The sequence below is a fragment of the Salipiger bermudensis genome (assembly GCF_019801965.1).
Taxonomy (GTDB): domain Bacteria; phylum Pseudomonadota; class Alphaproteobacteria; order Rhodobacterales; family Rhodobacteraceae; genus Salipiger; species Salipiger bermudensis_A.
In genome coordinates, this window is sequence record NZ_JAHVIA010000008.1 from 95,248 (window position 1) to 121,053 (window position 25,806).

The window sequence follows — 25,806 nt, forward strand, 5'->3', positions numbered from 1 at the left end:
CTTCAGACGGTTTCAGGCTGCGTCTTCGTCCAGCTCGATCTCGTCGGCCATGGCCACGACCTCGCGCTCACCGTAGTGACCGCAGGAGGGGCAGACATGGTGCGGGCGCTTGAGTTCGCCGCAGTTGTCGCACTCGTTGGGGTTCGCCGCAGTGAGGGCGTCATGCGCCCGGCGGTTGTTGCGGCGCGATTTGGATACTTTGTTCTGTTGGACAGCCATGTCTCAACCTCGATCTTTCGCGTGTGGGGGCAATTCGTTGCCCGTTCCGTTCGGGCGTGCCCGGCCTCATAGTCGCATAGACCCGGAGATGGCAACCCAGAATTCCGATGAAGGCGCGAAAATAGGAGTTTCTTGCGAAACCGCAAGCGTTATTTCGCGCGCGGAGAGGGGTGTTTAGCGGTTTTCGCCACCCTCGCCATCATCCTCACCGCTCTCCATGCGCTCGCGCAGGCCCGAAAGCGCCGCGAAGGGATTCGGGCGCTCGTCCTCGGGTTCGGGCGCGGCCTGCGCGTCGAGCTCGCCGGCCACGGCCTCGGCGCCCTCGGCATGGGGGTAGAGCGGCAGCGCCAGCGACAGCGCCTCCGACATCACCGCGCCGAGGTCGATGACGTCGGGCAGGGGTTCGGACTCGTCGTCGCTCATCTCGATCTCGGCGCCTTCGGTCAGCGAGGCAAAGCTTTCCTCGGGGCGCCAGACCCGCGTCACGGGCTCGTCGATGCGGGTGGTGACCGGCGCGAGGGTGACAACGCAGGGCTGGGTCACGGTAGCGCCGAGCATGGCCTCGAGCCGCCAGCCATTGCGGCCCTCGGGGCGCAGCTCGCCGGCAAGGCGCAGCTTCTTCAGCGACAGCAGCCGCAGTTCGTCGGCCAGCGCGGCGCGCCGGGTTTCGTCGGGGCGGATGTCGAAGGCGGTGGGCTGGGTGTTGCGCAGCGCCGCCACGCGCAGCCGCTCGGGGGTGGATCCGGATTGGCTCATGGTGCCTGCCTTTCCTTTGCTTGAAGGGCTTGGCTCGGTTATGTAATCGGGGATAGAAACCCGCAAGGGCCAAGACAACAGGCAAGGCGCAGCAGATGGCAAAACCCGCAATTCCGGCGATCGTGGCAATGGTGGCCGTCCTGGGGCTGTCCGCGTGCAGCGCGCAGTACACCAAGCACGGCTATGCGCCCTCGGAAGAGGATCTGCAGCAGATCGTTCCCGGCGTCGACACCCGCGGCACCGTCGAGGATGTCGTGGGCGTGCCGACGACCTCGGGCGTCTCGAATGATGGCGGCTTCTACTACATCGAATCCGAGATGCGCCAGTTCGCCTGGCAGGCGCCCAAGGTCGTCAGCCGCGAGGTCCTGGCGATCAGCTTCGATTCCGACGGCGTGGTCGACAACATCACCCGCTACGGTCTCGAAGATGGCAACGTGGTGCCGCTGACCCGCCGCATCACCAAGACCACCGATGGCGAGCTGAGCTTCATCCGCAAGCTCTTCGGCAATATCGGCGGCATCTCCCTCGACCAGTTCACCCAGTAAACGGCGGGCGCCGTGGCACCCTTCCGGGATCGCGACGGCGCCGCGACGGACGGCAGCGTCGAGCTGCTGCGGCGCGGGCGCTACCGGGTCCGGCTGGCCTCGGGCGCTGAGGATGTGGCGCGGGCGCAGGCCTTGCGCGGGCGGGCCTTCTTGGGCGTCGAGGGGGCGGCCGATGTCGATGCGTTCGACCCGCTTTGCCGGCATGTGCTGATCGAGGAAACGGGCGGGGACGGGCTCCTGGCCTGCTTCCGCTACCTCTGGCTCGAGGATGGCGCGGCGGTCGGGCGCAGCTATTCGGCGCAGTATTACGATCTCTCGCGGCTCGAGGACTTCGGCGGGCCGATGCTCGAGCTCGGACGGTTCTGCGTGCGCCCCGGCCTCAGCGATCCCGACGTGCTGCGGCTGGCCTGGGGCGCGATCACGGGTCTGGTGGACGAGGGTGGCGCCGGTCTGCTGTTCGGCTGCGCCAGCTTTGCCGGCACCGATCCGGCGCCGCTGGCCCCGGCCTTTGCCCATCTTCGGGCGCGGCATCTGGCGCCGGAGCGCTGGCGGGTCGGGCGGCGGGCAGCGGAGACGGTGGGGTTCCCCGAGCGAGGCGGCGATGCGCGGCAGGCGATGAAGCTGATCCCGCCACTGCTGCGCACCTATCTCGGCATGGGCGGCTGGGTCAGCGATCACGCGGTGATCGACCGCGCGATGACCACGCTGCACGTCTTCACGGGTGTCGAGGTGTCGGCGATCCCGCCCGCCCGGGCGCGGGCGCTGCGGGCCATCGCGCCCTGACGCTTGTCAGGCTTCGGCGGCGACCTGCTCGGGTTTCGTCCGCGCAGCGCGCAGCGCCTCGAGACGGCGGCGGAAGCGCGGCGCATCGAGTCGCGCGGTCACGTTCTCGCAGAGCATCTCGGCCAGCTCCATGCGCCCGTCGCCCTCGAGCCGCATCAGCAGCTTTCGCAGGTAGGGCGTGTGATCGCGCCGGGCGCGCATCATCCGGGCGAAGCTCAGCCTGTCGAGGCGATCCTCGGCGGCGGCGGTCAGCAGCGGTACGAGGAGCTCGAGATCGAGCAGGTCGCCCTGCAGCGCGCTGCCCATGAAGGGCAGGCGGAAGCGGTCGACATTGGGGCGGACGAAGAGCGCCGAATGCATGGCATCGAAGCGCTCGCGTGGATCGTAGAGCACATAGGCGCGCTGCGCCGCGTCGAGCATGTCGGGGGCATATCCGAAGCGCGAGGTGAAATCGGCGCGGCGCATCTCGACGAAGCGCTCGTCCCATTCGGTGACGCGGGGATCGAGCGTCGCCTGCGGCTGCAGCATCACCACCCGCGCGCCCGGCGCGGTCACCGAATAGGCCGCCGCGGCATAGCCGCAGGGGCCGGCGCCGTAGAACAGCACGGTCTCGAAATCGTCGAAGAACCCGTCATCGAGGAGCTGGTCGAAGAAGGTGTAGACCGCCTCATCGCGGAACCAGGTGTCGGCGGTGCAGAGCACCGACAGCGTCGACCAGTCGCAGTCGCGGGCCATCTCCCAGCCGAGCGGCGTCGCAGTTTCCGACAGCGCATCGATGCCGGGAAGGGATTCGAAGCTCACCAGGAGCGTGTCGCCACGCTCCACGAACACCGCGTGGTGCCGCGCCCCGAGCGGTTCTGTGAACCCGTCGCTCTCGCCGATCTCGGAGATCTGGCGGATCCATTCATTGCGCTCGAGCCCGCTGAGATCGACCGCGGAAAGGTCTGTCTGATCCTGCATCTATGCCTGCCATATGTCTGGGAGCCGCAGTCTTGCGGGAGTTCTCGTTGGAGGAAACAGTGTTCTGCGTTTTTGGCGGAAATATGCTTAATTCACGGTAACATTGGCACCCGGCGTTGCCCCGAATACCGCGATTTTTGCCCCCGGGCCTCGTTTGGCGTCTAGGATCCGTCCTCGGCCGTCCGCGCGGCCTGCGCGAAACGGTGCAGGACCGAGGCGGTCTGGGGCGCCAGCGGCTGGCTCGGCGGGGTCATCAGGAGCCGTCCCAGAAGCGCCCGGTAGGGCTCCTCCAGCATCAGCGCCTCGAAGCGCGCCTGCCGCCACGCCACCGCCGCCGCGTGCAGCCGCGCAAGCTCGGCATCGCCCGCGAGCGCCGCGCGCTGCTCGGCCACCTGCGGGCTCAGCGCGAGGATCGAGCGGTCTTCGTGGGTATTGAAGTTGCGCTCGACCCAGTAGTCGAGCCCGAGCAGGTGATCGGAATGCACCGCCCGCCCGCGATCGGCCTTAAGCAGGTAACTCTCCATCGCGCCGAGCGGGTAGTGGTTGAGCTGCACCAGCCCGTAGTTGGAGCGCCCGTACTGGGAAAAGATCCGCCGGGTGCGGAACTGCGCGTCTAGCGCGCGCCCCTCGCCATCGAACCAGCGGGCCGCCTCGACTCGCGCCGGATCGGGGTTGCGCGGGCGGTGCACTCCGAGCTTCCGATAGGTGCCATCGTTGCGGTAGAGCGTCTTGAACATCGCCGAGCGCCACGGCCAGACCATCGCCACCGGGGCCGCACGGGTGAATTGCAGGGGCACGGGCCGGTCAGCATAGCGCAGCACGCCTGCGTTGCCGAAGAGCCGCCATGTCAGAGTGATGGCGTCGGCCTCGGGCAGCGCCGCGATGAGCTCGGGCAGGGTGCGCCCGCCCACATGCACGTTGACGAACTCGTCCACGTCGAGCGCCAGCAGCCAGTCGGCCTCGCGCACCGCCGCGCACTTGTCGGCGAGCTTCAGCCCTGTGAACTGGATGCCGCCCTTGTCATAGGGGCCCTCGTTGCGGATGTGGGTGACGTGGCCGAGCTCTGCGAGGCGGTCGAGCAGCGCGTCGGTGCCATCGTCGCAATCGTTCGACAGCGCGACGACATGTGTGATGCCGGAGGCCAGGTGATGCGCCAGCCAGTCGAGCAGGAAGGCGCCCTCGTTGCGGACGCAGAGAACGGCGGTGATCTTCACGCGCTCACCATCCCTTCCGGAAGGTCACGACCTTGGCCTCTGAGGCCTTGGGGAAATAAGTCAGGCCAGCACGGTGCATGGCGTCAAACACCGCCTGGACGCCGCTCTGGCCGATCCATTGCGGGTGCAGCTCGATGATGGCGCAGCGCAATCCAGACCAGTCGCCCGCGGGCAGCAGATCGGCCTCGGCGCCCTCGATGTCGCAGACCAGCACATCCGGTCTGACCTCCTCCAGCACATCCGCGAGCCGGTGCTGGTCGATCTGCACGGTCTCGGTGATGCTGTCGGGATCGGCCTCGCGATCCAACGACGAGCCGAGGAAGTTGCGCCGGACGTGGAAGTCGACCGGATCGCCGCCGTCCGGCGTCAGAAGCGCATTGCGCACCTCGACATTGCTGACCCCGTTGGCGGCGTGGACGCTGGCGATGTAGGGGATCAGCGCCGGGTTGGCCTCGTAGCTGACCACCTGTGCCACCTTGCGGTTGACCGACAGCAGCGTCGACATGTAGCCGATGCCGCCGCCCAGCTCGAGCACCCGGTCGCCCTCGTGCACCACGCGCGAGACCGCGTCGCATTCCTTGCGCTCGTAGGTCTCCTCGCGGATCGCGCCGCGCACCCGGCCGGTGGTGATCTGCGGATGCTTGGGGATCTTCAGTCCGCGCGAGCGCAGGAAGGGGTTCTTCGGGCCGTCGCCATCCATCACTCAGCTCTCCAGATCGAGCGCGAGCGCATAGGCCACCCGCTCGGTTTCGGTCAGGCGCAGGGCGAGGGCCTGCTGGTAGAGGTCCTCGAATTCGGGCGTGGCATGCAGCTCCTCGGCCTTGGCCTTGTGCCAGGCGAGCCCGGCCTCGTGCAGCCGCCGCAGCTCGGGATCGCCGAGCAGGCGGTCGATCTCGGCCCTCACGCGGGGGATGTTGCGCTTGATCGTCAGGTCGCGCGCGCCACCCCAATCCATGCGGATCCAGTAGTTCAGCCCGATCGAACGGTCGACATGCAGCGCCCGGCCGCGCTGGCGCTTGATCAGGAAGCTCTCGGCGCTGCGCAGGGCGTAGTGGTTGAGCTGCACGAGATCGTAGCCGATGGTCTTCTTGGAATTGCGCCAGCCGTTGCGGAGCGCCTCCTGCGTCATGTCGGCGCCGGAGCCGTTGACCCATTTCACCTTGTCCTCGAAGCCTTCGGCAAGCTTGTTGGGGCGGTGGCAGGAGATCTTGCCATAGGCGCCGATGTTGCGGAACAGGGTCTTGAAGCCCCAGACCGTGTGCGGCTTGGGGCAGTATTTGGGGGCGCAGGTGTCGAACTGCTCGATCACCAGCCGATCCTCGAGCCGGCGCACGCCGTTATACCCGAAGAGCCGCCAGGTCATGGCGATGTTGCTGGCATCCGGGACGCGCTCGAAGAGATCGGAGAGCGTGCCGTTGCCGCAGCGGATGTTGACGAACTCGTCGACATCGATATGCGCGATCCAGTCGGCCTCCCGCAGCACCGGCTCCTTCAGCGACAGGTCGAGCGCGTGCTGCTGCGGCGACTTTCCCTTCCAGTCGTCATTGTTGCGGTGCTGGAGCACGCCCATCGCCTGCAGCCGCTCGAGCAGCTCCGAGGTGCCGTCTTCGCAGCCATTGCTGTAGATCAGGAAATCGTCGAAGCCCACGGCGCGGTGATAGGCCACCCATTCGACGATATAGGGTGCCTCGTTCTTCATGCAGCCGACGATGATGTTCCCGCCGCGGCCTTCGAGACGCTGGCGCGGGGCGTAGGGCTCTGGCGCGGCGTCTTCCCGGACGCGCCCGAGCCGGTTGTGCGGCTTGAAGGGGGATCGCTGCAGCTTGGCGACGTTCTGCCTGGCGAGATCGGGCATGTAGCGCTCGGCCCAGGGCGACAGCCTGGGCAACTCCGGCTTGGGCGCAGGGGTTGGTTCGGGATCCGCGAGGGCGGCGATCTCGGAGGCCTTCTCGGGCTCGGCCTCCTTGCTCGCCTGCGCGATGCGCCAGCGGAAGGCCATGAGATATTGCGTGGCGCGGAAGCCCAGCGTCGGGTCCGCCTCCTGCCAGGGGGCGGCCTGCGGTGCGGGGGCGAGGCGCGCGGGATCGAGGCCGGGGTGATGGGCGGCGAGGGTGGCGAGGTCGTCGCCAAAGCGCTCGGAGATTGGGTGCAGGCTGCCCGGATCGATGGGCGCGCCGTGCACCTTGATCTCGCCCAGCATCTTGCGCCACAGCTGGCGCGGAAGGATGGTCTCGCGCTGCGCCAGGAACCGCAGCAGCACGTCGTTCATCTGGCGACAGCGCGCCATCCAGGCGGCGGACGGCAGCACCGGTTGGCGCTCTGGCTCGGCCTTGCCGATGGTCTCGCGGATGCCGAAGGCGGCGCGGATCTCCTCGGTGGCGGCCTCTGAATAGAGCTGCGGCAGGTCGAGCACGCGGAAACGAAGGCTCCCGGCGCCGAACACCGCCTCCCACTCCTGCTGCAGCCGCGCGAAATCCAGCCAGTGCACCGCGCCCTGAACCTCGGAGAACCGCCCGGCCTGCAGGTCGGGGGCGGGATGGGTGGCAAGGGCTGCCTCCCACCAGCTTTCCTGGTCGAGCAACCCAAGCTCGAGATCGAGCGGCCGCGCGCGTCCTTCAAGCAGTTGCGCACAGTAGCGGGCGACCAGCATCCGGGCCGGATCACCGATATGGCCGATGATCTCTATCTCTTCCGAGAGTGGTGAAAGAAGATCTTTCAGGGTATTGATTTCATGTCTAGATGTCAGGTTAGACCCAAGTTGATGCGCCGACAGGATCAGCGTCTCGGGCTGGGTCTGCGCCACCTCGTTCGCGAGCTGTTGCGCCACCTCGGCACGCAGCGCCGCCTGCTTCTCGGGGGTGATGAAGCCGCGGTTGAAGCGCAGCGTGTCGACGGCCTCCGGCGCGCTCACCGCCATGAAGAGCCGCGTGTGGTTCTTCGCGCCGGGGGTGCGGGCATAGAGCACGCCCTTGGATTTCAGCTGGTCGCGCTTGGCGTGCAGCACCCTTTGCAGCCGATCGGTCGAAGGGCCGTCGGGCCCGATATGAACGATGATTTTCACTCCGCGCCCTCCGGACGCATCGACCTGTTTTCATTGGCCTTTCCCCACCAGGGTAGGTCAATTCCTAGATGCGCCGAAAGCGCTTCGGGGGCGTCGGGATCGTCGATGTCATACTCCAGGAACCGCGGGTCGCCAGCGAAGATCGTGCGCAGGAAGGCATAGTGCTGCGCCACCCATTGCGCGCGCTGCAGGCGGGTCTCGCCATAGCCCCTAGGAAGCCCGGGGACATTGCCCTTGGGCAGCCGGTCGCTTCCGAGGTCGGACCAGCGCAGCATCGAATGGGCGGTGGCGTCGGGATCGCGGTAGGAGGCCACGAAGCGCAGCTCGGAATAGCGCTCGCGCAGGCTCTGGATAAGTCCAAAATCCGTTTGGGGCCAGAGGCATAGGTCGCGATTCAAAACCGATATCTCAGAAAGGGCGTCGAAGATCCCGAGCTTCTCCAGTGGGTCGCCCGAGCCGAAATAGCCGTCATAGAGCTGCCGCGCGACGAAGCTGCCGGCGATGCTCTTGTCGGGGCAGCTTCGACGGCGCAGCTTATAATCCGCCACCCGGAGGCCCGCGTGCTCCAGAGCCACGCCGAGCGTCGTGGTGCCGGTCTTGGGCAGGCCGAGATTGATCACGCGCACGCTCATGGCGCCATCCCCAGCTCGCGCATCAGCTCGGCCTCTCCGGGCGGCAGCGCCGGCAGGCGCTCCAGATGCGCCCGCATCTCGGCATAGGCCGGCTGGGCCAGCAGCGCGTCGCGCTTGTCGCGGTGGCGGCGCACGGCATCATCGTGCAGCGCCCCGAGCGGGCCGGCCTTCATCTCCTGCAAGGCGGTCTCCAGCGCCGGCAGGTGGCGCTGGATCGAACGATCCTCGAAGGCGGGATCGTTGCGCTCGCGCCAGTAGGTGTCATCGAAGGCGCGGCCCTCGCGGTTGACGTCGCCGCGGTCGTTCTTGACGAGGTAGCTGTCGAGCGAGCGCAGCGCGTAGTGGTTCAGCGTGGCGTGGCGCCGGGCGCCGGCGGCGGGGAATTTGCGGATGCGGCGGGTGTTGGCCGCGACGAGAAACTTCGGCGGCACCGGACGGCCCGAGCCATCGGTCCAGCGCGGCGGCTCCGCATCCTCGGTCACGCGATGGAAGGGCCGGTGCGCGCCGAAATAGTGCAGCGGAAAGTCCTGTCGCACCAGCGTCTTGACCTCGATTGCGCTCTCGGCGCACCAGAGATCGGGATTGTGCGAGCGGGTGAACTGTTCGATCACCGGGCGGTCCTCGAAGCGCTCGACGCCGTCATTGGCGAAGAACTGGAAGCTGATCGAGATCGCCTGCGGATCGCCGCAGGCTTTGACCAGCGCCGGGATGGTGTGGTCGCCCGCATGGATGTTGAGGAACTCGTCCACATCCGCCACCCAGACCCAGTCGGCCTGCCGCACCACCGGCTGCTTCTCGGCGTGCTTGAGCGCCTCCATCTGGTAGTTGCGCCCCTTGGCGGGGTTGGGCAGGTGCACCACGCCCCAGGGCGCCAGCGCGTCGAGCAGCGTGTCGGTGCCGTCGCTGCAATCGTTAGAATAGATGAGGAAATCCGTGACCCCGAGAAGACGGTTGTAGGCCACCCATTCCAGCAGGAACGGGCCTTCGTTCTTCACGCATGTCACCGCGGTTATGCGCATCGCTGCGCTCCCGCCTGTCCGTCACTCATGGGCCTGCCCGGTCCGAATGCGCCCGGAGGTATGCTCCCCCGTGGCCTTACCCTCATCGTGAGACAATCGCACCTCGCCCGGGATGCGTCAACGCTCGCAGGGCCTTGGCAGCACGGCTGTGGCCGATGGGATTCTCCCCGACTGCGACCTTCGGGGGATTGACCGCGCCCCCCGGGGCGGGCACTCCGGAGGGCAGGAGGAGGCCCCGCATGACAATTCCCGCAACCATCGACGACGTCCAGACGCTGCTTTCCGAGACAGGCTATGTCTGCGGGCGGCCGCTTGCCACGGTCGTCTTCCTGTCGCTGAAGCTCGGGCGGCCGCTGTTTCTCGAGGGCGAGGCTGGGGTCGGCAAGACCGAGATCGCCAAGGCGCTGGCTTTGATGCTGGGGCGGCGGCTGATCCGGCTGCAATGCTACGAGGGGCTGGATGCGTCGAGCGCCGTCTACGAGTGGAACTTCCCGGCGCAGATGATCGCCATCCGCACCGCCGAGGCGCAGGGCAGCGCCGATCGCGAGGTGCTCCAGCGTGAGCTCTTCGGCCCGGACTACCTCGTCGAGCGGCCGCTGCTGCAGGCCATGCGTCCCGACGAGCATGGCGCGCCGGTCTTGCTGATCGACGAGCTCGACCGCACCGACGAGCCCTTCGAGGCCTTCCTGCTCGAGGCGCTTTCGGATTTCCAGGTGACGATCCCCGAGCTCGGTACCATCAAGGCGCCCGAGCCGCCGATCGTCATCCTGACCTCGAACCGCACCCGCGAGGTGCATGACGCGCTCAAGCGGCGCTGCCTCTACCACTGGGTCGACTACCCGGATTTTGCCCGCGAGGTCGAGATCCTGCACGCCCGCGAGCCCGGCATCGCCGAAGAGCTCAGCCGCGAGATCGTGGCCTTCGTGCAGGCGCTGCGCACCGAGGACATCTTCAAGAAGCCCGGCGTCGCCGAGACCATCGACTGGGCCAAGTGCCTGCTGGCGCTCGACGTGGTCGATCTCAGCCCCGAGGTGATCTCGGACACGCTGGGCGCGATCCTGAAATACCAGGACGACATCGCGAAGATTCAAGGCTCCGAGGCGGCGCGGCTGCTCAAAGATGCGAAAGCGACGTTGGAACCGGGCTGAGAAACTTGCACAATGGCCGCAAGACGGGCATGTCGCCCCGGCATCTGAAGAAAGACGATACCGGCCATGGCAAAGAAGCCGACAGGAAAGAACACCTCCGGGCGCGGCCAGCGCGACCTGAAGGTCAAGGTGAAGTCGGCGCGCGGGCGTACGACCTCCTCGACGCGCTGGTTGCAGCGCCAGCTCAACGACCCTTACGTGAAGCGCGCCAAGGAAGAGGGCTATCGCGGCCGTGCCGCCTTCAAGATCCTCGAGCTTGACGAGAAATACCGCTTCCTCGTGCCGGGCGCGCGGGTGGTCGATCTCGGCTGCGCGCCGGGCGGCTGGTGCCAGGTCGCGGTGCCGCGGGTCAACGCGCTCGGCGAGCGCTCGGGCAAGGCACAGGGCTTCGTTCTGGGTGTCGATCTGCAGGAGGTGCTGCCGATCCCCGGGGCCGAGATCCACCAGCTCGACTTCATGGAGGACGGCGCCGACGACAAGGTCAAGGCCTGGCTCGGCGGCAAGGCCGACGTGGTGATGTCGGACATGGCGGCCTCGTCCTCGGGGCACAAGCAGACCGATCACCTGCGCATCATCGCGCTCTGCGAGGCCGCTGCCGAGCTGGCCTTCGACGTGCTCGAAGAGGGCGGCACCTTTGTCGCCAAGGTGCTGGCGGGCGGCGCGGAGCAGGGGCTTCAGGCGCTGCTGAAGAAGCGCTTCGACAAGGTGGCCAACGTCAAGCCGCCGGCAAGCCGCTCGGATTCCTCGGAGAAATTCGTTGTCGCGACAGGCTTCCGCGGCTGAGTGCTCAGCCCGGTGGCGGCCGGAAGGACCGCGCCGCGCGCTCTAGGAACGCGCGAGCCGCGGCGGCCCTCAGCGCTGGCTCTGGCCGGGCCCCTGCCTGATCCGGCATGTTGTGGCGGGCGCTCGCGGCCTGGCGGAGCGCGCTTCCCGCGAGGCCATGCGCCTCGGCCGGCCTGTCCCCGGCATGATCGTCGCAGTCTGTCGTGTCGGGCATCGTTAGATCCTCCCCGGTCTGCAGGATGCGGCCGATCTCTTGTCGCTGCGCTAAGCCACGCCCTTGCGTCGGGCGGCGCTGTGGCGCAGCGTGCGGGCCAGTGGCGTGACGCGGGGGTGACCGATGGCGACGAGTGGTGACAAGGCACAGGGGCGGGGCCCGACTCGGGCGGCGCTGTTGGCCTGCCTGGTCCTTGCTGCCTGCGGCGGTGGCTCTGCCGAGCTGCCCTCCGCGGCGATCCCGCTGCGCAATCCCACCGCGCCCTTGGCAAGCCAGGCCAATGCCACGCTCGACCGGCTTCAGGGCGAATGGCAGGTCGTCGAGGGCGCAGGGCTGGCGCCCGGGACTCGGCTCACCATCGCGGGCGAGACCGCCACGCTCGACGGCGCCCGCCTTCCCATCCGCGACCTCTCCTCCGGCCGCTTTGCCTTCGCCGGCGAGGAGGTCTGGGTGCACTGGCTCGACGATGACGACCGCACCGCGGCGCTTGGCGATCCGGGCGGCGCGCGGGTCTGGATCATGGATCGGACCGGCCAGCCACGCGAGCGGCTCACGGCGGCGCGCAGCATCCTCGACTGGTATGGCTACGATCTGGGGCGGCTCTCGGGGCAAGAGGGCTAGGGCCGCGCCGAAGCGCGAGCGATGAAATATCTCGCAGATCCACGGGTGTTTTCGGGGCTGGGGCCGAAAAATCTTCGCAAGCGCCTGTGCTTTCACGCAAAAATATCTAGATGACAAAACCTGTGCAGAGCGGGGAGCAAGCGACAGAGCGATGGCACGAGACTTCTCGCGATTCCTGAGACCGAAATCGGTCGCCCTGATCGGGTCTTCGGAGTGGTGCGCCGCGGTCATCGCGAACCTGCGCGGCATGGGGTATGTCTGGGATATCTGGCCGGTGGTCGGAGGCGAGGACCAGGTGGCGGGGATCCGCGCCTATGCCGGGCTCGACGCGCTGCCCGAGGCACCGGATCTGGCCTTCATCTCGCAGGACGGCCCGGACGCGGTGGCCAGCGTCGCCTGGCTGGCGCAGCACGGCGCGGGCGGGGCGATCTGCCAGGGCGAGGCGCTGCCGGCAGAGCTCGGCCTCGCGGCAGGAGACATGCCCTTGCTCGGGCCGGGCTGTCAGGGCGTCATCAACGCGCTCGAGCGCGCGCCGGTCTGGGATGGCCCGCACGGGCTGCAGGCGGTCAAGCGCGGGGTGGCGATCGTGGCGCGCAGCGCCAGCCTTGCGGAGCGCCTTTCGCTGCAGCCGCGCGGTCTGCCGATCGCGGTGCTCGCGGTGGCCGAGCCGGGCCGGGCGCAGACCGGCCTCGCACGGCTGGGCGAGGCGCTTCTCAGCGATGAGCGGATCTCGGCGCTGGGGCTTCAGGCGGAGGATCTTGGCGATCCCGAAGCCCTGATCGCGATGGCGCAGACGGCGGAGCGGCTCGGCAAATCCATCGTGATCCTGCGCGCCGGGCGCGAGCCCGGGGCTCAGGCGCTGTTCGAGCGCGCTGGTTTGGCGCAGGTGCGCAGCCCCGAGGCCCTTCTCGAGGCGCTGAAGATCCTGCACGTCACCGGCGCGCTTCCGGCCAACGCGCTTGCGGCGCTCTGCTGCGATGGCAGCACGGGCGAATTGCTGCGCGAGATGGGGCAGGCGCAGGGGTTGCGCTTCCCGGCCTTCTCCGAAGCGCAGCGCGCGGTGCTGGCGCAGGACCTTGGCGCCGGCATGGCGCTCGCGAACCCGCTCGATTGCAGCAGCGCGGTGCAGCGCTCGGTGCCTCGGCTGACACGCATCATCGTCGAGGCGATGACCGGGCAGGCGGTGATGACGCTGCTGGTGCTCGATCATCCCGACACGGTGGAGGGAGGCGCTGCCGACTGGGATCGCGTCGCCGAGGCCGCTGCCGCCGCGCGACGACGCGTCGGCATGCCGCTGGGGCTGCTGGCAACCGGATCCGAGGCGCTGCCGGCCGACCGCGCCGAGGCCTTGCTTGCTGTCGGGCTGATCCCTCTGTCCGGGGTGCCGGCGGCGCTCGAGGCGCTGGCCGCCTGCGTGGCGCTTGGCGGACCGCTGCGCCTGCCGGCGCCGCTTCTCCTGCCGGCACCGGACGCGGGTGTTGGGGCGGTGCCGCCGGACCCGGGCGAGATACGGCGCGGCCTCGCCGGGCATGGGCTCCGGATGGCGCCCGAAGGGGCCGACGGGCCCGGCCCGGCGCTCGAGCTTCACCTGCTGGCGGAACCCGCCTACGGTTACGTTCTGACCCTGCGGCGCGATGGCGGCGAGGTCTCGGCGCTGCTGCCGCTGCGGCAGGGCGAGCCCGCCCGGCTGCTTGACCGGCTGGGCTGCGAGCGGGGCGAGATCGAAGCGGTTGTTCCGGCGCTGCTCTCGGTGCAGGATTACGTGATTGCGCAGAAGGGGATGGTGGCCGAGCTCGAGCTTGCCTTCCGCCGCGGGGCGCGTGGGGCGGCGCTTGCCAGCGGAGTGAAAATCCGCGCGGTGAGCGCCTGACACCAGACCATCGAGGGGCAAGAGCTGATGCAGGACGAACGGGCGTTTCTCACCGGGCTATTCGAGGCCGCGGTCGCCGCCGCCGATCCGGAGCTGGCGCTGCGCGCGGCGCTGCCGGAGAAACCCAGGGGGCGCACGGTGGTGATCGGTCTCGGCAAGGGCGCGGCGCAGCTCGCCGCCGCCTTCGAGCGGCTTTGGGGCGAACCGGTCGAGGGCGTGGTTGTGACCCGCTATGGCTATGCCGCGCCCTGCCAGCATCTGCGCGTCATGGAAGCGGCCCACCCGGTGCCCGATGCCGCCGGGCTCGAGGCCAGCGCGGCGCTGTTCGAGGCGGTCTCGGGGCTCGGCCCGGACGATCTCGTCGTGGCGCTTGTCTGCGGTGGTGGCTCTGCGCTGCTGCCCGCGCCGCCGGAGGGCCTGACGCTGGAAGACGAGCAGGCGCTGAACCGGGCGCTGCTTGGCTCGGGCGCGCCGATCGGGGTGATGAACGCGATCCGAAAGCATGCCAGCCGGATCAAGGGCGGGCGGCTCGCCGCCGCCTGTGCGCCGGCCAAGGTGGTGAGCCTGATCGTGTCGGACGTGCCGGGCGACGACCCGGCGCAGGTGGCCTCCGGCCCGACGGTGCCGGACCGCGTCGATGCGCGCGCGGCGCTGGGGATGATCGAGGCGTGGAACATCGCGCTGCCCGAGACCATCATGGCGCATATCCGCAGCGGCGCCTCTGCCGCGCCGATGCCCGACGATCCCTGTTTCGACGGCAACGAGGTGCACGTGGTGGCCTCGGCGCGGCTGTCGCTGGAGGCGGCGGCGCGCAAGGTCGAGGAGGCGGGGCTCTCTGCCGCGATCCTGTCGGACTCGGTCGAGGGCGAAGCGCGCGACGTCGGCTATGTCCATGCCGCCATCGCCCGCGAGATCGCCGCGCGCGGCCGGCCCTTCGCGCCGCCGGTGGTGCTGCTCTCGGGGGGCGAGACCACGGTGACCCTGCGCGGCGAGGGCGGACGGGGCGGGCGCAATACCGAGTTCCTGCTGGCCTTCGCCCATGCCATCGACGGTCAGGCCGGCATCCATGCGCTGGCCGCCGACACCGATGGCATAGACGGCACCGAGGACAATGCCGGGGCCTTCGCCGATGGCCGCACCGCGGCGGCGCTGCGCGACGGCGGGGAAGACGCGATGACGCTGCTGTCGCGCAACGACGCCTGGGGCGCGTTCGAGCGCACGGGCGGGCTTTTCGCGCCGGGGCCCACGGGGACCAACGTCAATGACTTCCGGGCAATCCTGGTGACGGCGGAGGGCTGAGAGCCGGTTCGGTTCGATCGGCCGGATCGCGGCGTCTGAAAGCTAAAGTTCGAGACTGGGCAGATTCGCCAGCGCACTCTCCAGAGCGCGCGTGCGGCAGCGCGGCTATTCTGCCGCCTGCTGCGCCGCTTCCCATTCCTGCCAGGCCTCGGGCGTGTCGAGGTCGATCAGCGCGCGGGCGCCGGGCAGGGCGAGATCGCGCACCCGGTGGATATTCGCCGTGAGCACCGCCTTGGCACCGAAATCTCCGCTCAGCGCCTGCAGCGCCGGGAAGCAATCGGCCGGGAACAGCACCGGGTGGCCCGGCGTGCCATCCTCGGCGGTGGCGCGCTGGATCGTGGCGTGCGGCACGGCGCGGAACGCCGCGATCAGGCGCGACATGTCGGCGGCGGTGATCTCGGGCATGTCGGCGGGCAGGATCATCACGCCGTCGAGCCCGCGCGGCAGCAGGCTCACGGCGCGGCGCAGCGAGGACGACATGCCGAGCGCGGCATCCGGCACCTCGACGATCTGCACCGGCAGACCGCGCAGCGCCTCGGCGCGCGGGTGGTCATGCGCCGGCAGCGCCACCGCCACGTGATCGCCGGCCTCGAGCGCCGCGAGCGCCTGACGGCGCAGCAACGGCACCCCCCTGACATCCATCAGAAGCTTGTCGGACCCGCGCATCCGGCGGCTGGCACCGGCAGCGGGAATCAAAATCGCAATTCCGCCCATGCGGGCGTTATACCGGATGTTGCGTGTTAGCGGTGTCTTTTTTGGTGAAGATTTCATTACCACTTGCCATCAGGACGTTAACTGACGCAGATCGGGCGAGCGAACCCGGCTTTGGCGAAGATTTGCCGCAGTGCATTTTGTCTCGCGCGGGGCAACAAACCAGAGTTGACGCGATCCGGTATTGCAATAAAGTGCCGCGCCGTGGTCATTTAGCGGGACACGACGAGCATGGTGTTAGCGCCCAAACACGAGGATGAGGACGACCGTCTCGCCGAGCTGGAAAGCTACGGCGTTCTCGACAGCGAGGATGACCCCGCCTTCGACGAGGTCGTCGACCTCCTGGCGACCATGCTCGACATGCCCGTCGCGCTGGTCAGCCTGGTCGACGAGAACCGGCAGTGGTTTCGGGCCCGGCACGGCTTCGAGCCCTCCGAGACGCCGCTCGAGCAGTCGATCTGCGCCCATGCCATCCTGAGCGACGAGATTCTCGAGATCGAGGACACGCTGGACGATGCGCGCACCGCCGACAACCCGCTGTGCTGCGGCGTGCTGGCCGACATGCGCTACTATGCCGGCGCCCCCCTGATCACCCGCAGCGGGCATCGCATCGGCTCGCTCTGCGTCCTCGACACCAAGCCGCGCAAGCTCACGCCCGAACAGCGGCAGCTCCTGATGGTGATGTCGCGGCAGGTTATGCGCCAGCTCGACCTGCAGCGCACCCTGAAGAACAAGGAGATGCTGCGCGAGGAGATCGACCACCGGGTCAAGAACTCGCTGCAGACCGTCGCCTCCACGGTGCGGCTCTACCGGTCGCGGATCGGCAATCCCGAGGCGCAGGACGCGCTCGACGCCATCGGACGGCGCGTCGATGCCATCGCCCAGCTGCATGCCGAGCTGAACCAGACCTCCAACCTGCACGATGTGCGGCTCGACAGCTATCTCGAGCGCGTGGCGCAGCTGCTGCAGCGCAACGCGCTGACCGGCACGCGGGTCGAGATCGAGGGGACGACCCGCATCGAGGTCGATTCCCGGGTGGCGGCGGCGCTTGGCGTGATCGCCAACGAGTTTGCCGCCAACGCCGCCAAGTATGCCCAGCCCGAGAGCGGCGAGGAGATCGTCATCCGCTTCCGGCTCGAGCGCACCGGCCCCAACCGGATGCGCTTGGTTTGCCGCGACAACGGCCGGACGCGCAGCGCCGAGCCGGTGGTCGACACGCTGTCCTCGACCTCGCTCGGGGCGCGTCTGATGGAGGCGGCGGCGACGCAGGTGGGCGGAACGTTGAGCGAAGGCCGCGTCGAGGGCGGGTTCGAGCTCTGCGCCGAGCTGCCGATCGACATGCGCCGGGGCGAGACCGACCGGGTGGGCCGGATCAGCCCGCGACCGGTGCGAGGGGACGCACGCGCAGCCGAGTGACGCGGTTGTGCTCGCGCTCCATGACCTCGAAGCGGAATCCGTGGAAGCTGAAGCGCTGGCCCACGGTGGGGATCATCTGCGCTTCGTGAATCACCAGCCCGGCGATGGTGTTGGCCTCGTCATCGGGCAGTGACCAGTCGGTGGCGCGGTTAAGATCGCGGATCGTCATCGCGCCGTCGAGCCAGAACCAGCCATCGTCGCCCGCCTTGACCTGATGCTCGGCATCGGGATCGTGCTCGTCGGTGATCTCGCCGACGATCTCCTCCAGGATGTCCTCGAGCGTCAGCAGCCCCTCCAGCGAGCCGTATTCGTCGACCACCAGCGCGAAGTGGGTGTGCTTGCGCAGGAAGTTGCGCATCTGGTCGGCCAGCGTGGTGGTGTCGGGCACGAAATAGGGTTTCATCATCACCTCGGTGATGTTGAACTCCTCCAGCGCCTCGGCGGCGCGGTCGCCGGCATTGGCGATGGTCTCGTACATCGCGCGCATCAGGTCCTTGGCATGGGCCACGCCGATGATGTTCTCGGGATCGTCGCGGTAGACCGGCAGGCGGGTGTAGTTGCTCTCAAGGCACTGCTTCAGGATCTCGCGCGGGGTGCTCGAGGCATCGATCATCTCGATGTTGGAGCGGTGCAGCATGATCTCCTCGACGGTGCGCTCCGCCAGATCGAGCGCGCCGAGGATGCGGTCGCGATCTTCCTTTTCGACCACGCCCTCGGAATGGCCAAGCTGCAGCGCCCCGGCGATCTCCTCGCGCACGGCGAGGATCTGGCTGTCGGGGTCGGTCTGCACGCCGACGGCGCGCAGCAGTACCCGCACGATGGCGCGGATCGCGCCGACGATGGGCGAGAACACCAGGATGATCAGCGAGATCGGCCGCGCCACGTTCGAGGCGGCGGTCTCGGGGTTGGTGATGGCGTAGGTCTTGGGCAGCACCTCGGCGAAGATCAGCACCAGCAGGGTCATCACCAGGGTCGCCAGCGCCACGCCGCTGTCGCCGAAGAGCCGGGTGAAGAGCGTGGTGGCCAGCGAGGTGGCGAGGATGTTGACGAGGTTGTTGCCCAGCAGCACCGAGCCGATCAGGCGCTCATTGTCCTCGGTGATCTTGAGCGCCGTTTCGGCGCCCTTGGAGCCGCGATCCTGCGCCGCACGGAGCTTGCCGCGCGAGGCGGCGGTGAGCGCCGTCTCGGAGCCCGAGAAGAAGGCCGACATCATGATCAGCAGCAGGATCGCCCCCGAGGTGATCAGGAGGGCGATGTCGGTGCCGGATGCGGCGGAGGTGGGATCCATAGTGTCGGCGTCTCTTGCTGGGTCTGTCCGGTGGTCCGGGATGTTATGGGGCGCGGGGAAGGCCGGTTCAAGGTGGGCCACGGCGCGGCGGCGCGGCGCAACGGCCCTGGCGGGCGTTTTTCATGACGCCTGAGCTTTCCGTGCACGGGTCTCGCGGAGGCGGGCGCGCGCTTTGGCGCAGGGAGCGGACGGTGGGCGGGCTTTCGGGATCGGGGCGACCCAGCGGGAGCCGGCGGGGGGCTTAGTCGCGGGCAAGCGGGTGGTGGTCGAGCACCAGCTCGCGCAGACGCTCTTCCAGCACGTGGGTATAGATCTCGGTGGTGGCAACATCGGCATGGCCGAGGAAGGTCTGGATCGCCCGCAGGTCGGCGCCGTTCTGCAGCAGGTGGGTGGCGAAGGCGTGGCGCAGGGTGTGGGGTGTGACCTTCGCGGGCGAGACCCCGGCGCGCACCGCCATGTCCTTGATCTGCAGGTAGAAGGCGTGGCGGGTCAGGTGCCCGGCCTTGCCGCGCGAGGGGAAGAGATGCGGCGAGCCGGGCTTGCCCTTGGCGCGTCCGGCCTCGTCCTGCGCGTCGCGCCGCGCCAGCCACGCCGCCAGCGCCTCGCGGGCCGGGGGTGAGAGCGGCACCATGCGCTCCTTGCCGCCCTTGCCGCGGATCAGCAGCATCCGCGGATCCCCGCGCGCCGCCGAGGCGGGCAGAGTGACGAGCTCGGTCACCCGCATGCCCGTCGCGTAGAGCAGCTGCATCAGGCAGGTGTTGCGCAGCCGGTCGTCCTCGGTGCGGCCATGCTCGGTGGCGGCCTGCAACAGCCGGTCGACCTCGTCGATCGACAGCGTCTTGGGCAGGCGCTTGCTCTTTCCGGGGCCGGAGATCTGCACCGCCGGGTTGTCTTCGCGCAGGCCCTCCTCGAAGGCGAAGCGGTAGAGCTGCTTGATCGACGACAGCCGCCGGGCCCGGGTCGAGATCGCGAGCCCTTGGGCCTCGCAGTCGATCAGGTAGGCTTCGACGTCGGCGCGCTGCGCCGTGTCGAGCCCGCGTCCGCGGCCAGCCAGCCAGCCGGTGAAATCGCTGAGGTCGCGGGCATAGGCGGCGGTGGTGTTGTCCGCCGCGCCACGCTCCGCCGCCTGCGCCTCGAGAAAGGCGCCGGTCCAGTTGGCGGCGCTCATCGCAGCGCGCCCTCGTCCTCGAGGATCAGCAGCTCGATGGCGGCGCGGCGCGCGGTGTCCTCGAGCCCGACCGCGCGCAGCGTGGCCAGCGCCTCGGTCAGGTCCTGGTGGTTGCCGGCGGCACCGGTCTCGAAGAGCGCCATGCTGCGCAGGATCACTTCGCCGAGCTTGCCCTGCTGCAGCCGCCGCGCCAGCTCGGCCGGGGGCGTCGGATCGTCCCAGGCGCGCGCCACGGCAGCCTCGAAAGCGGACTCGGGCAGCGGCTCGGGGGCGGCGCCCTTGGCGATCGCGGCGGCGAGGTTCAGGCGGCCGCTGGCACCATCGCCAAGCGCGCGCGCGGCGCTCTCGTAGCCGGGCGAGAGCAGCGCCGCGCGCTGCGCCAGCCGTCCGGCGCGACCGTCGAGCTGATGCGTGCTCAGCCGCTCGCCGAAGAGCTCGGAGAACGGCACCAGCAGGCCCGCGCTGCGCATCTGGCCCCAGGCGGTGATCAGCGCCGGGCCGATCAGGTCTTCACGGCCCTCGGTCAGCGCGCTGTCCAGCGCCTGCACCGCGGCGACGCGGTCCCAGACGCCGCCCGAGGCGGCGGGTCTGCGTTCGGAGTAGAGCCCCAGCAGCCGGTTGGCCGATAGCGCGCCATGCGCGGCCAGCCGTTCGGCTGCGAGGAGCTGCGCCCGCCAGCCGCTGGTGCCGCTGAGATCGGCGGCGGCGAAGGCGCGGGGCAGGGGCTGCGTGGGCAGGGTCTCGCCCACCGCCTCGAACAGGCGGAACTGCAGCGGCGTCGGCTGCGCCGGCGGCGGCACCGGGTTGCTCTCGTCGACCAGCTCGGGCTCGACGAAGCGGATCAGCAGCTCGGCGTCGCGGTCGCTGATCTGGTCGAGCGCATCGGCGGTGCCCAGCACCGTCACCGCGTGATCCCAGCGGCCGTTGCGGGCATCGCAAAACACCCGCGCGGCGAGATCGTCGGAGAGCTGCGGCTGGCGCTGCAGCACCCGGCAGGGCGCGTCGGGGCTGTCGGCCAGTAGCGCGAGGTCGAACCAGCGCGCGAAGAGATCGGGGCTGGTGGCGCCGCCGGCGCGCTCGATCAGCGCAAGGCCGGGATCGACCGCGCCTTCCTCGATCAGCCGGTCGAGCCGGGCGGCCAGCAGCGGCGCGCCCTCGCCGGAGCCGATGGGCGCATCGGCCTCGGCCAGCAGCAGGGTGAAGAGCAGCGCGGACAGCGCCGGCACCGCCGGGTCCACGCGCTCGATCAGCTCGGCAAGGATCTCGACCTCGCTGTTGCGCCAGAGGCTGCGCGGCAGCCCGGTGACCGACATCGGCAACAGCCCCACGGCCTCTGCGGTGGGCTGGCCAAGCGGCGCGCTCTCGACCTCGGGGCTCTGCACCGAGCTTGCCACCGGCGGCTCGTCGAGCGGCACGCCGAAGGGCTGCGGGTTGCGCAGCGGCGACGGGCGCAGCACGCTGGGCGCGTTGCTGTCGCTGCCATCAAGCCAGTCGATGGCCGACATCGGCAGCTGCGGCTGGCGCGCTTCCTGCGCACTTGCCGGCAGCGCGGCCGCGCTCAGCCCGAGCGCAAGGATCAGGGTCCTAGTTCGCATCAAGCTCCACGGGCTCGCGAATCTCGGTCTGCGGCGGAGAGAAATCGGCGCCGAAGAACGGCCCGATATAGGCGTATCCCACCAGCGCGATCCCGCCGAGGATCAGTAGGATGAAGAGCCATTTGATGATGCGTCCCATGCGATTGGTCGTCCTGCCTCGTGTCTTTTTCCGAACTTATACCTAGCCTTTTCGGCAAACTCACGTCATTCACGGCCACGAAAGGTAACATTGGCGATGGATGGCCGAGATACAAGCGTGCAGGCACTGAAGCTTCGAAAGACCGTGGTTCTCGTGGGGATGATGGGAGCGGGAAAAACCGCTGTGGGCAAGGCACTTGCGGCGGCGCTGCATGTTCCGTTCCGGGATTCGGATGCCGAGATCGAGCTTGCCGCCAACATGACCATCGCCGAGATCTTCTCCCGCGATGGTGAGCCATTCTTCCGCCAGAAGGAAAGCCAGGTGATCTCGCGGCTGCTCGACGGGGCGCCCTCCGTGCTCTCGACCGGTGGTGGCGCCTACATGAGCGCGGCGAACCGCGCGATGATCACCGAGCGCGGCGTTGCCGTCTGGCTGGATGCCGCGCTGCCGGTGCTGTGGAACCGGGTGAAGCACAAGAACACCCGTCCGCTGCTGCGCACCCCCGATCCCCGCGCCACGCTGCGCGAGATCTACGAGCAGCGGGTGCCGGTCTACGCGCTGGCAGATGTCACGGTGACATCGGAGCAGGGCAAATCGGTCGAGGCGATGGCCGGGCGGGTGATCGAGTCGCTGAAGGCGCGACCGGACGTATTGCAAGAGGTGACGGAATGAGCGGAACGGTGCATGTGGCGCTTGGCGCGCGGGCCTATGATGTGCGGATCGGCGAGGGGCTTCTGGCGCGCGCTGGGGCGGAGATCGCGCCGCTGCTGCACCGGCCGCGCGTCGTCGTGGTGAGCGACGCCACCGTCGCCGCCGCCCATCTCGAGACCCTGCGCGGCGCGCTTGCCGCCGAGGGCATCGCCTGCGAGGCGCTGTCGCTGCCGCCCGGAGAGGCCACGAAATGCTGGCGCGAGCTCGAGCATGTCACCGAGTGGCTGCTCTCGCAGAAGGTCGAGCGCCGCGACGTGGTGGTGGCGCTTGGCGGCGGGGTGATCGGCGATCTGGTGGGCTTTGCCGCCGCGATCCTGCGCCGCGGCGTGCGCTTCGTGCAGATCCCGACCTCGCTGCTGGCGCAGGTCGACAGCTCGGTTGGCGGCAAGACCGGGATCAACTCGCCGGTCGGCAAGAACCTGATCGGCGCCTTCCACCAGCCGTCGCTGGTGCTGGCCGATATCGGCGTGCTCGATACGCTGACGCAGCGCGATTTCCTCGCCGGCTATGGCGAGGTGGTGAAATACGGCCTGCTGGGTGATGCTGCCTTCTTCGACTGGCTCGAGGGCAATGCCGAGGCCGTCGCCGGACGCGAGCGGGCCGCTCTCACCCGCGCGGTGACGCGCTCGGTCGAGATGAAGGCCGAGATCGTGGTGCGCGACGAGACCGAGCAGGGCGACCGCGCGCTGCTCAATCTCGGCCACACCTTCTGCCACGCGCTCGAGGCGGCCACCGGCTATTCCGACCGTCTGCTGCATGGCGAGGGGGTGGCGATCGGCTGCGCGCTGGCTTTCGAGCTGTCATCGAAGCTGGGGCTGTGCCCGCAGGAAGATCCGTCGCGGCTGCGCGCGCATCTCAGGGCGATGGGCATGAAGGTGGATCTCGCCGACATTCCGGGCAAACTGCCGGGGGCCGAGGCGCTCTACGATCTCATGGGGCAGGACAAGAAGGTCGTCGACGGCGCCATTCGCTTCGTCCTGGCCCGCGGCATCGGTCAGGCCTTCGTCAGCGCCGACGCTCCGCGCGAGACGGTGCTGGACGTTCTCAACGAGGCGCTCGCGGCGCGCTGACGCCGGGTGCAGGGACCTTAAACTTCGTTTAACCTTTCAGGGGCCGTCCGTCGCAGGATTGTGCCCGAATCGTCATGGAATCGATTCCTGCCTTGGCTAGCGTCCGCCTCAGCCGCGCCCGGCATGGCGCGGCACCCTGCTGCCCGCGCCACAGGAGTGATCCGCCATGATGGTCATCAACCCGTTCCGCTTCGTCCTCGCCTGCTGCTTCCTGCCGGCCCGCAACGGCATGCTGGCCCAGTTGATCCGCGGCAAGCGCGCCTGAACCGCCGCCGCCCGGTCGTCCCCGCGCTCGCCCGGGGCGGGTGGGCCGTGCCACGCGCCCGGACCCGGAGGCCGCGTTGATCCCCTGCTAGACGATGGTTTCGGACGGCACGCGCGCAGCGCCGCCGCCGCCGCGGGCGCGCCGGACCTGTCGGAATTCGAGATCGGGAAGATGGAGCGGGTGAAGGGAATCGAACCCTCGTCGTCAGCTTGGGAAGCTGCTGCTCTACCATTGAGCTACACCCGCGGTGAGCGATTGCTTACTGCACCGTCCGGGGCGAGGCAAGCGCGATATGCGCGGCCGCGCGCGGCGGCTCGCCATTGCCGCGCCGCGGCAGGCGAATCCGCCTTGCACGCATGGGCCGGGACGCATAGAAGACCGCAAATTCGACAGAGAAGGGCGGCTTTGAAGAACGGGGCCGCGCAAGAACCAAGGAAGATGGTATGCAGGTCACCGAGACGCTGAATGAAGGTCTGAAACGCGCCTATGAGCTGATCCTCACCGCCGAGGAGCTGGACGCGAAGGTCAACGCCAAACTGGCCGAGGCGCAGCCCGAGATCGAGATGAAGGGTTTCCGCAAGGGCAAGGTTCCGATGCCGCTGCTCAAGAAACAGTTCGGCCAGCGCCTGATGGGCGAGTCCATGCAGGAAGCGATCGACGAAGCCATGTCGAAGCACTTCGAGGACAGCGGCGACCGTCCGGCGCTCCAGCCCGAGGTCAAGATGACCAACGAGGACTGGAAAGAGGGCGACGACGTCAACGTGGCGATGAGCTACGAGAAGCTCCCCGAGGTTCCCGAGGTCGACCTGTCCGGCGTCGAGATCGAGAAGCTGGTCGTCAAGGCCGATGACGCCGCCGTCGACGAGGCGCTGGCCTCGCTCGCCGAGACCGCGCAGGATTTCAACGACCGTGCCGAGGGCGCCGAGGCGCAGGACGGCGATCAGGTGGTGATCGATTTCGTCGGCAAGGTCGACGGCGAGGCCTTCGACGGCGGTGCCGCCGAGGATTACCCGCTGGTGCTGGGCTCGGGCTCGTTCATCCCGGGCTTCGAAGAGCAGCTCGTGGGCGTCAAGGCCGGTGACGAGAAGGCCGTGGAAGTGAGCTTCCCGGAAGAGTACGGCGCCGAGAACCTGGCCGGCAAGGCCGCGGTGTTCGACGTGACCGTGAAGGCCGTCAAGGAGCCCGTCGCCGCCGAGATCGACGATGAGCTGGCGAAGAAGTTCGGTGCCGAGGATCTCGACGCGCTGAAGGGCCAGATCCGCGAGCGCCTCGAGGCCGAGTATGCCGGTGCCGCCCGTCAGGTGATGAAGCGCGCGCTGCTCGACAAGCTCGACGCCCTCGTTTCCTTCGACCTGCCGCCGAGCCTCGTCGAGGCCGAGGCCAAGCAGATCGCGCACCAGCTCTACCACGAAGAGCACCCGGAAGATCACGGCCATGACCACGGCGAGATCGAGCCCACCGACGAGCACAACACCCTCGCCGAGCGCCGTGTGCGCCTTGGCCTGCTGCTCGCCGAGCTTGGTCAGAAGGCCGAGGTCGAGGTGACCGATGCCGAGATGACCCAGGCGATCATGAACCAAGCTCGCCAGTACCCGGGCCAGGAACGCGCCTTCTTCGACTTCGTGCGCCAGAACGCCCAGATGCAGCAGCAGCTGCGCGCGCCGATCTTCGAAGACAAGGTCATCGATCACATCGCCGAGCAGGCCAAGGTGTCCGAGAAAGAAGTCTCCAAGGAAGAGCTTCAGACCGCGGTCGAGGCGCTCGACGAAGAGTGATCTTCAGAGACTTGGGTGGGGTGCGTCAGCACCCCGCCACCCGAAGAGGCTGCTCCGCTTGCGGGGCGGCCTTTTTCTTTGGCTCGTTGTCGCTGGCCATGGCGCGCAGCAGCTCGATCACCGCGCCGCGCTGATCCGCCGCCAGCGACCGCAGCAGCGTCGCGGCGGTGCGGATGTCGTCGAACACCGCCTGCTCCTGCTCGGTGACCGGGGCCTCGACCTCGGTAAAGAATTGCTCGATCGGCATGTCCAGCGCCTGCGACAGCAGCCACAGCTGCGCTGCCGGAATCCGGCCCGCCCCGGTTTCATAGCGATAGATCTGTTGAACATGTGCGCCGACGCGTTTCGCCAGTTCGTTCTGCGTCAGGCCCGCACTGCGCCGGAACAGGCGCAGTTGCGCACTGATGCGCTCTTCTAGAGTCACGATTAGTCCCCTTGTCTTCCCCCTTGCCGGATGGCGCGCTTGGCGCTTTCCGGCGTATGGCATCTCTGACAATCCGAGATCGAAGGCAACGGAAACTCTGCCGTTTTATCTTAATTTGAG

The 25,806-nt window shown here is 68.6% G+C and carries 25 protein-coding genes and 1 tRNA gene; 11 read left to right on the forward strand and 15 right to left on the reverse strand.

Features of this window, described 5'->3' with window-relative positions:
• Positions 1–12: 12 nt before the first annotated feature.
• Positions 13–219: a 50S ribosomal protein L32 gene (rpmF, locus tag KUV62_RS17840; RefSeq protein WP_007800883.1), complete on the reverse strand. Its 207-nt coding sequence runs from the start codon at positions 217–219 to the stop codon at positions 13–15.
• Positions 220–393: 174 nt separating this feature from the next.
• Positions 394–975, reverse strand: a complete 582-nt coding sequence (locus KUV62_RS17845) for a YceD family protein (protein WP_222605089.1) — start codon at positions 973–975, stop codon at positions 394–396.
• Between the two features lie 95 nt (positions 976–1,070).
• Here KUV62_RS17845 and KUV62_RS17850 point away from each other — a divergent pair, with 95 nt between their 5' ends.
• Complete coding sequence (locus KUV62_RS17850) at positions 1,071–1,520, forward strand: outer membrane protein assembly factor BamE (protein WP_261395746.1); 450 nt, start codon at positions 1,071–1,073, stop codon at positions 1,518–1,520.
• Between the two features lie 12 nt (positions 1,521–1,532).
• On the forward strand, positions 1,533–2,303 hold the full coding sequence (locus KUV62_RS17855) for a GNAT family N-acetyltransferase (RefSeq protein WP_222605090.1): 771 nt from the start codon (positions 1,533–1,535) through the stop codon (positions 2,301–2,303).
• Between the two features lie 6 nt (positions 2,304–2,309).
• Here KUV62_RS17855 and KUV62_RS17860 read toward each other — a convergent pair whose 3' ends face one another.
• The 6 genes from KUV62_RS17860 to KUV62_RS17885 form a co-directional block, all read right to left on the reverse strand.
• A complete protein-coding gene (locus tag KUV62_RS17860; RefSeq protein WP_222605091.1) occupies positions 2,310–3,263 on the reverse strand; it encodes a phosphoadenosine phosphosulfate reductase in 954 nt (317 codons plus the stop codon).
• A 161-nt stretch (positions 3,264–3,424) separates the two neighbouring features.
• Positions 3,425–4,477, reverse strand: coding sequence for a glycosyltransferase family 2 protein (locus KUV62_RS17865; protein ID WP_222605092.1), 1,053 nt, complete (start codon positions 4,475–4,477; stop codon positions 3,425–3,427).
• Positions 4,478–4,481: 4 nt separating this feature from the next.
• Positions 4,482–5,177 carry an FkbM family methyltransferase gene (locus KUV62_RS17870; protein WP_222605304.1) on the reverse strand — a complete coding sequence of 232 codons (696 nt, stop codon included), beginning with the start codon at positions 5,175–5,177 and terminating at the stop codon, positions 4,482–4,484.
• A 3-nt stretch (positions 5,178–5,180) separates the two neighbouring features.
• Positions 5,181–7,538, reverse strand: coding sequence for a glycosyltransferase family 2 protein (locus KUV62_RS17875; protein ID WP_222605093.1), 2,358 nt, complete (start codon positions 7,536–7,538; stop codon positions 5,181–5,183).
• Complete coding sequence (locus KUV62_RS17880; RefSeq protein ID WP_222605094.1) at positions 7,535–8,170, reverse strand: sulfotransferase family protein; 636 nt, start codon at positions 8,168–8,170, stop codon at positions 7,535–7,537. Before KUV62_RS17880 ends, KUV62_RS17875 begins: the two co-directional genes overlap by 4 nt.
• Positions 8,167–9,189, reverse strand: coding sequence for a glycosyltransferase family 2 protein (locus KUV62_RS17885; protein ID WP_222605095.1), 1,023 nt, complete (start codon positions 9,187–9,189; stop codon positions 8,167–8,169). Before KUV62_RS17885 ends, KUV62_RS17880 begins: the two co-directional genes overlap by 4 nt.
• Positions 9,190–9,428: 239 nt before the next feature.
• On the opposite strand from KUV62_RS17885, the gene KUV62_RS17890 reads away from it, so the two are divergent.
• The 5 genes from KUV62_RS17890 to KUV62_RS17910 all read left to right on the forward strand — a co-directional run bounded on the left by KUV62_RS17890 (position 9,429) and on the right by KUV62_RS17910 (position 15,124).
• Positions 9,429–10,337 (forward strand): AAA family ATPase, encoded by a 909-nt coding sequence (locus KUV62_RS17890; RefSeq protein WP_222605096.1) that lies wholly within the window; start codon positions 9,429–9,431, stop codon positions 10,335–10,337.
• A gap of 66 nt (positions 10,338–10,403) precedes the next feature.
• A complete protein-coding gene (locus KUV62_RS17895) occupies positions 10,404–11,120 on the forward strand; it encodes an RlmE family RNA methyltransferase (protein ID WP_222605097.1) in 717 nt (238 codons plus the stop codon).
• A gap of 337 nt (positions 11,121–11,457) precedes the next feature.
• Complete coding sequence (locus KUV62_RS17900) at positions 11,458–11,955, forward strand: lipocalin family protein (RefSeq protein WP_222605098.1); 498 nt, start codon at positions 11,458–11,460, stop codon at positions 11,953–11,955.
• Positions 11,956–12,106: 151 nt separating this feature from the next.
• A complete protein-coding gene (locus tag KUV62_RS17905) occupies positions 12,107–13,825 on the forward strand; it encodes a CoA-binding protein (RefSeq protein WP_222605099.1) in 1,719 nt (572 codons plus the stop codon).
• 27 nt (positions 13,826–13,852) lie between these two features.
• Complete coding sequence (locus tag KUV62_RS17910) at positions 13,853–15,124, forward strand: glycerate kinase (protein WP_222605100.1); 1,272 nt, start codon at positions 13,853–13,855, stop codon at positions 15,122–15,124.
• Between the two features lie 105 nt (positions 15,125–15,229).
• On the opposite strand, the gene KUV62_RS17915 is transcribed toward KUV62_RS17910, so the two are convergent.
• The gene (locus KUV62_RS17915; RefSeq protein WP_222605101.1) at positions 15,230–15,838 is read right to left on the reverse strand and encodes an NTP transferase domain-containing protein; all 609 of its coding nucleotides are present in this window, start codon (positions 15,836–15,838) and stop codon (positions 15,230–15,232) included.
• A 228-nt stretch (positions 15,839–16,066) separates the two neighbouring features.
• Between KUV62_RS17915 and KUV62_RS17920 the strand changes: the two genes are divergently transcribed.
• On the forward strand, positions 16,067–17,251 hold the full coding sequence (locus KUV62_RS17920) for a histidine kinase dimerization/phosphoacceptor domain -containing protein (protein ID WP_222605102.1): 1,185 nt from the start codon (positions 16,067–16,069) through the stop codon (positions 17,249–17,251).
• Here the strand turns inward: KUV62_RS17920 and KUV62_RS17925 are convergent.
• From KUV62_RS17925 to KUV62_RS17940, 4 genes are all read right to left on the reverse strand, one after another.
• Complete coding sequence (locus tag KUV62_RS17925) at positions 17,208–18,539, reverse strand: HlyC/CorC family transporter (RefSeq protein ID WP_222605103.1); 1,332 nt, start codon at positions 18,537–18,539, stop codon at positions 17,208–17,210. The two genes, KUV62_RS17920 and KUV62_RS17925, sit on opposite strands and share 44 nt — an antisense overlap.
• Positions 18,540–18,780: 241 nt before the next feature.
• Positions 18,781–19,707 (reverse strand): site-specific tyrosine recombinase XerD, encoded by a 927-nt coding sequence (locus KUV62_RS17930; RefSeq protein WP_222605104.1) that lies wholly within the window; start codon positions 19,705–19,707, stop codon positions 18,781–18,783.
• Entirely contained in the window at positions 19,704–21,302 is a 1,599-nt protein-coding gene (locus tag KUV62_RS17935) for a hypothetical protein (protein WP_261395747.1), read from the reverse strand. Before KUV62_RS17935 ends, KUV62_RS17930 begins: the two co-directional genes overlap by 4 nt.
• Positions 21,292–21,441: a hypothetical protein gene (locus KUV62_RS17940; protein ID WP_007800851.1), complete on the reverse strand. Its 150-nt coding sequence runs from the start codon at positions 21,439–21,441 to the stop codon at positions 21,292–21,294. Before KUV62_RS17940 ends, KUV62_RS17935 begins: the two co-directional genes overlap by 11 nt.
• A 96-nt stretch (positions 21,442–21,537) precedes the next feature.
• Here KUV62_RS17940 and KUV62_RS17945 point away from each other — a divergent pair, with 96 nt between their 5' ends.
• Positions 21,538–22,113, forward strand: a complete 576-nt coding sequence (locus KUV62_RS17945; RefSeq protein ID WP_222605105.1) for a shikimate kinase — start codon at positions 21,538–21,540, stop codon at positions 22,111–22,113.
• A complete protein-coding gene (gene aroB / locus KUV62_RS17950; protein ID WP_222605106.1) occupies positions 22,110–23,222 on the forward strand; it encodes a 3-dehydroquinate synthase in 1,113 nt (370 codons plus the stop codon). The genes KUV62_RS17945 and aroB overlap by 4 nt, the downstream gene beginning before the upstream one ends.
• 437 nt (positions 23,223–23,659) lie before the next feature.
• Here aroB and KUV62_RS17955 read toward each other — a convergent pair.
• A tRNA-Gly gene (locus tag KUV62_RS17955) sits at positions 23,660–23,733 on the reverse strand.
• 197 nt (positions 23,734–23,930) lie between these two features.
• Here KUV62_RS17955 and tig point away from each other — a divergent pair.
• Positions 23,931–25,262 carry a trigger factor gene (gene tig, locus KUV62_RS17960; protein WP_222605107.1) on the forward strand — a complete coding sequence of 444 codons (1,332 nt, stop codon included), beginning with the start codon at positions 23,931–23,933 and terminating at the stop codon, positions 25,260–25,262.
• Between the two features lie 25 nt (positions 25,263–25,287).
• Here the strand turns inward: tig and KUV62_RS17965 are convergent, their stop codons facing one another.
• Positions 25,288–25,686 (reverse strand): helix-turn-helix transcriptional regulator, encoded by a 399-nt coding sequence (locus KUV62_RS17965; protein ID WP_315901593.1) that lies wholly within the window; start codon positions 25,684–25,686, stop codon positions 25,288–25,290.
• Between the last annotated feature and the right edge of the window lie 120 nt (positions 25,687–25,806).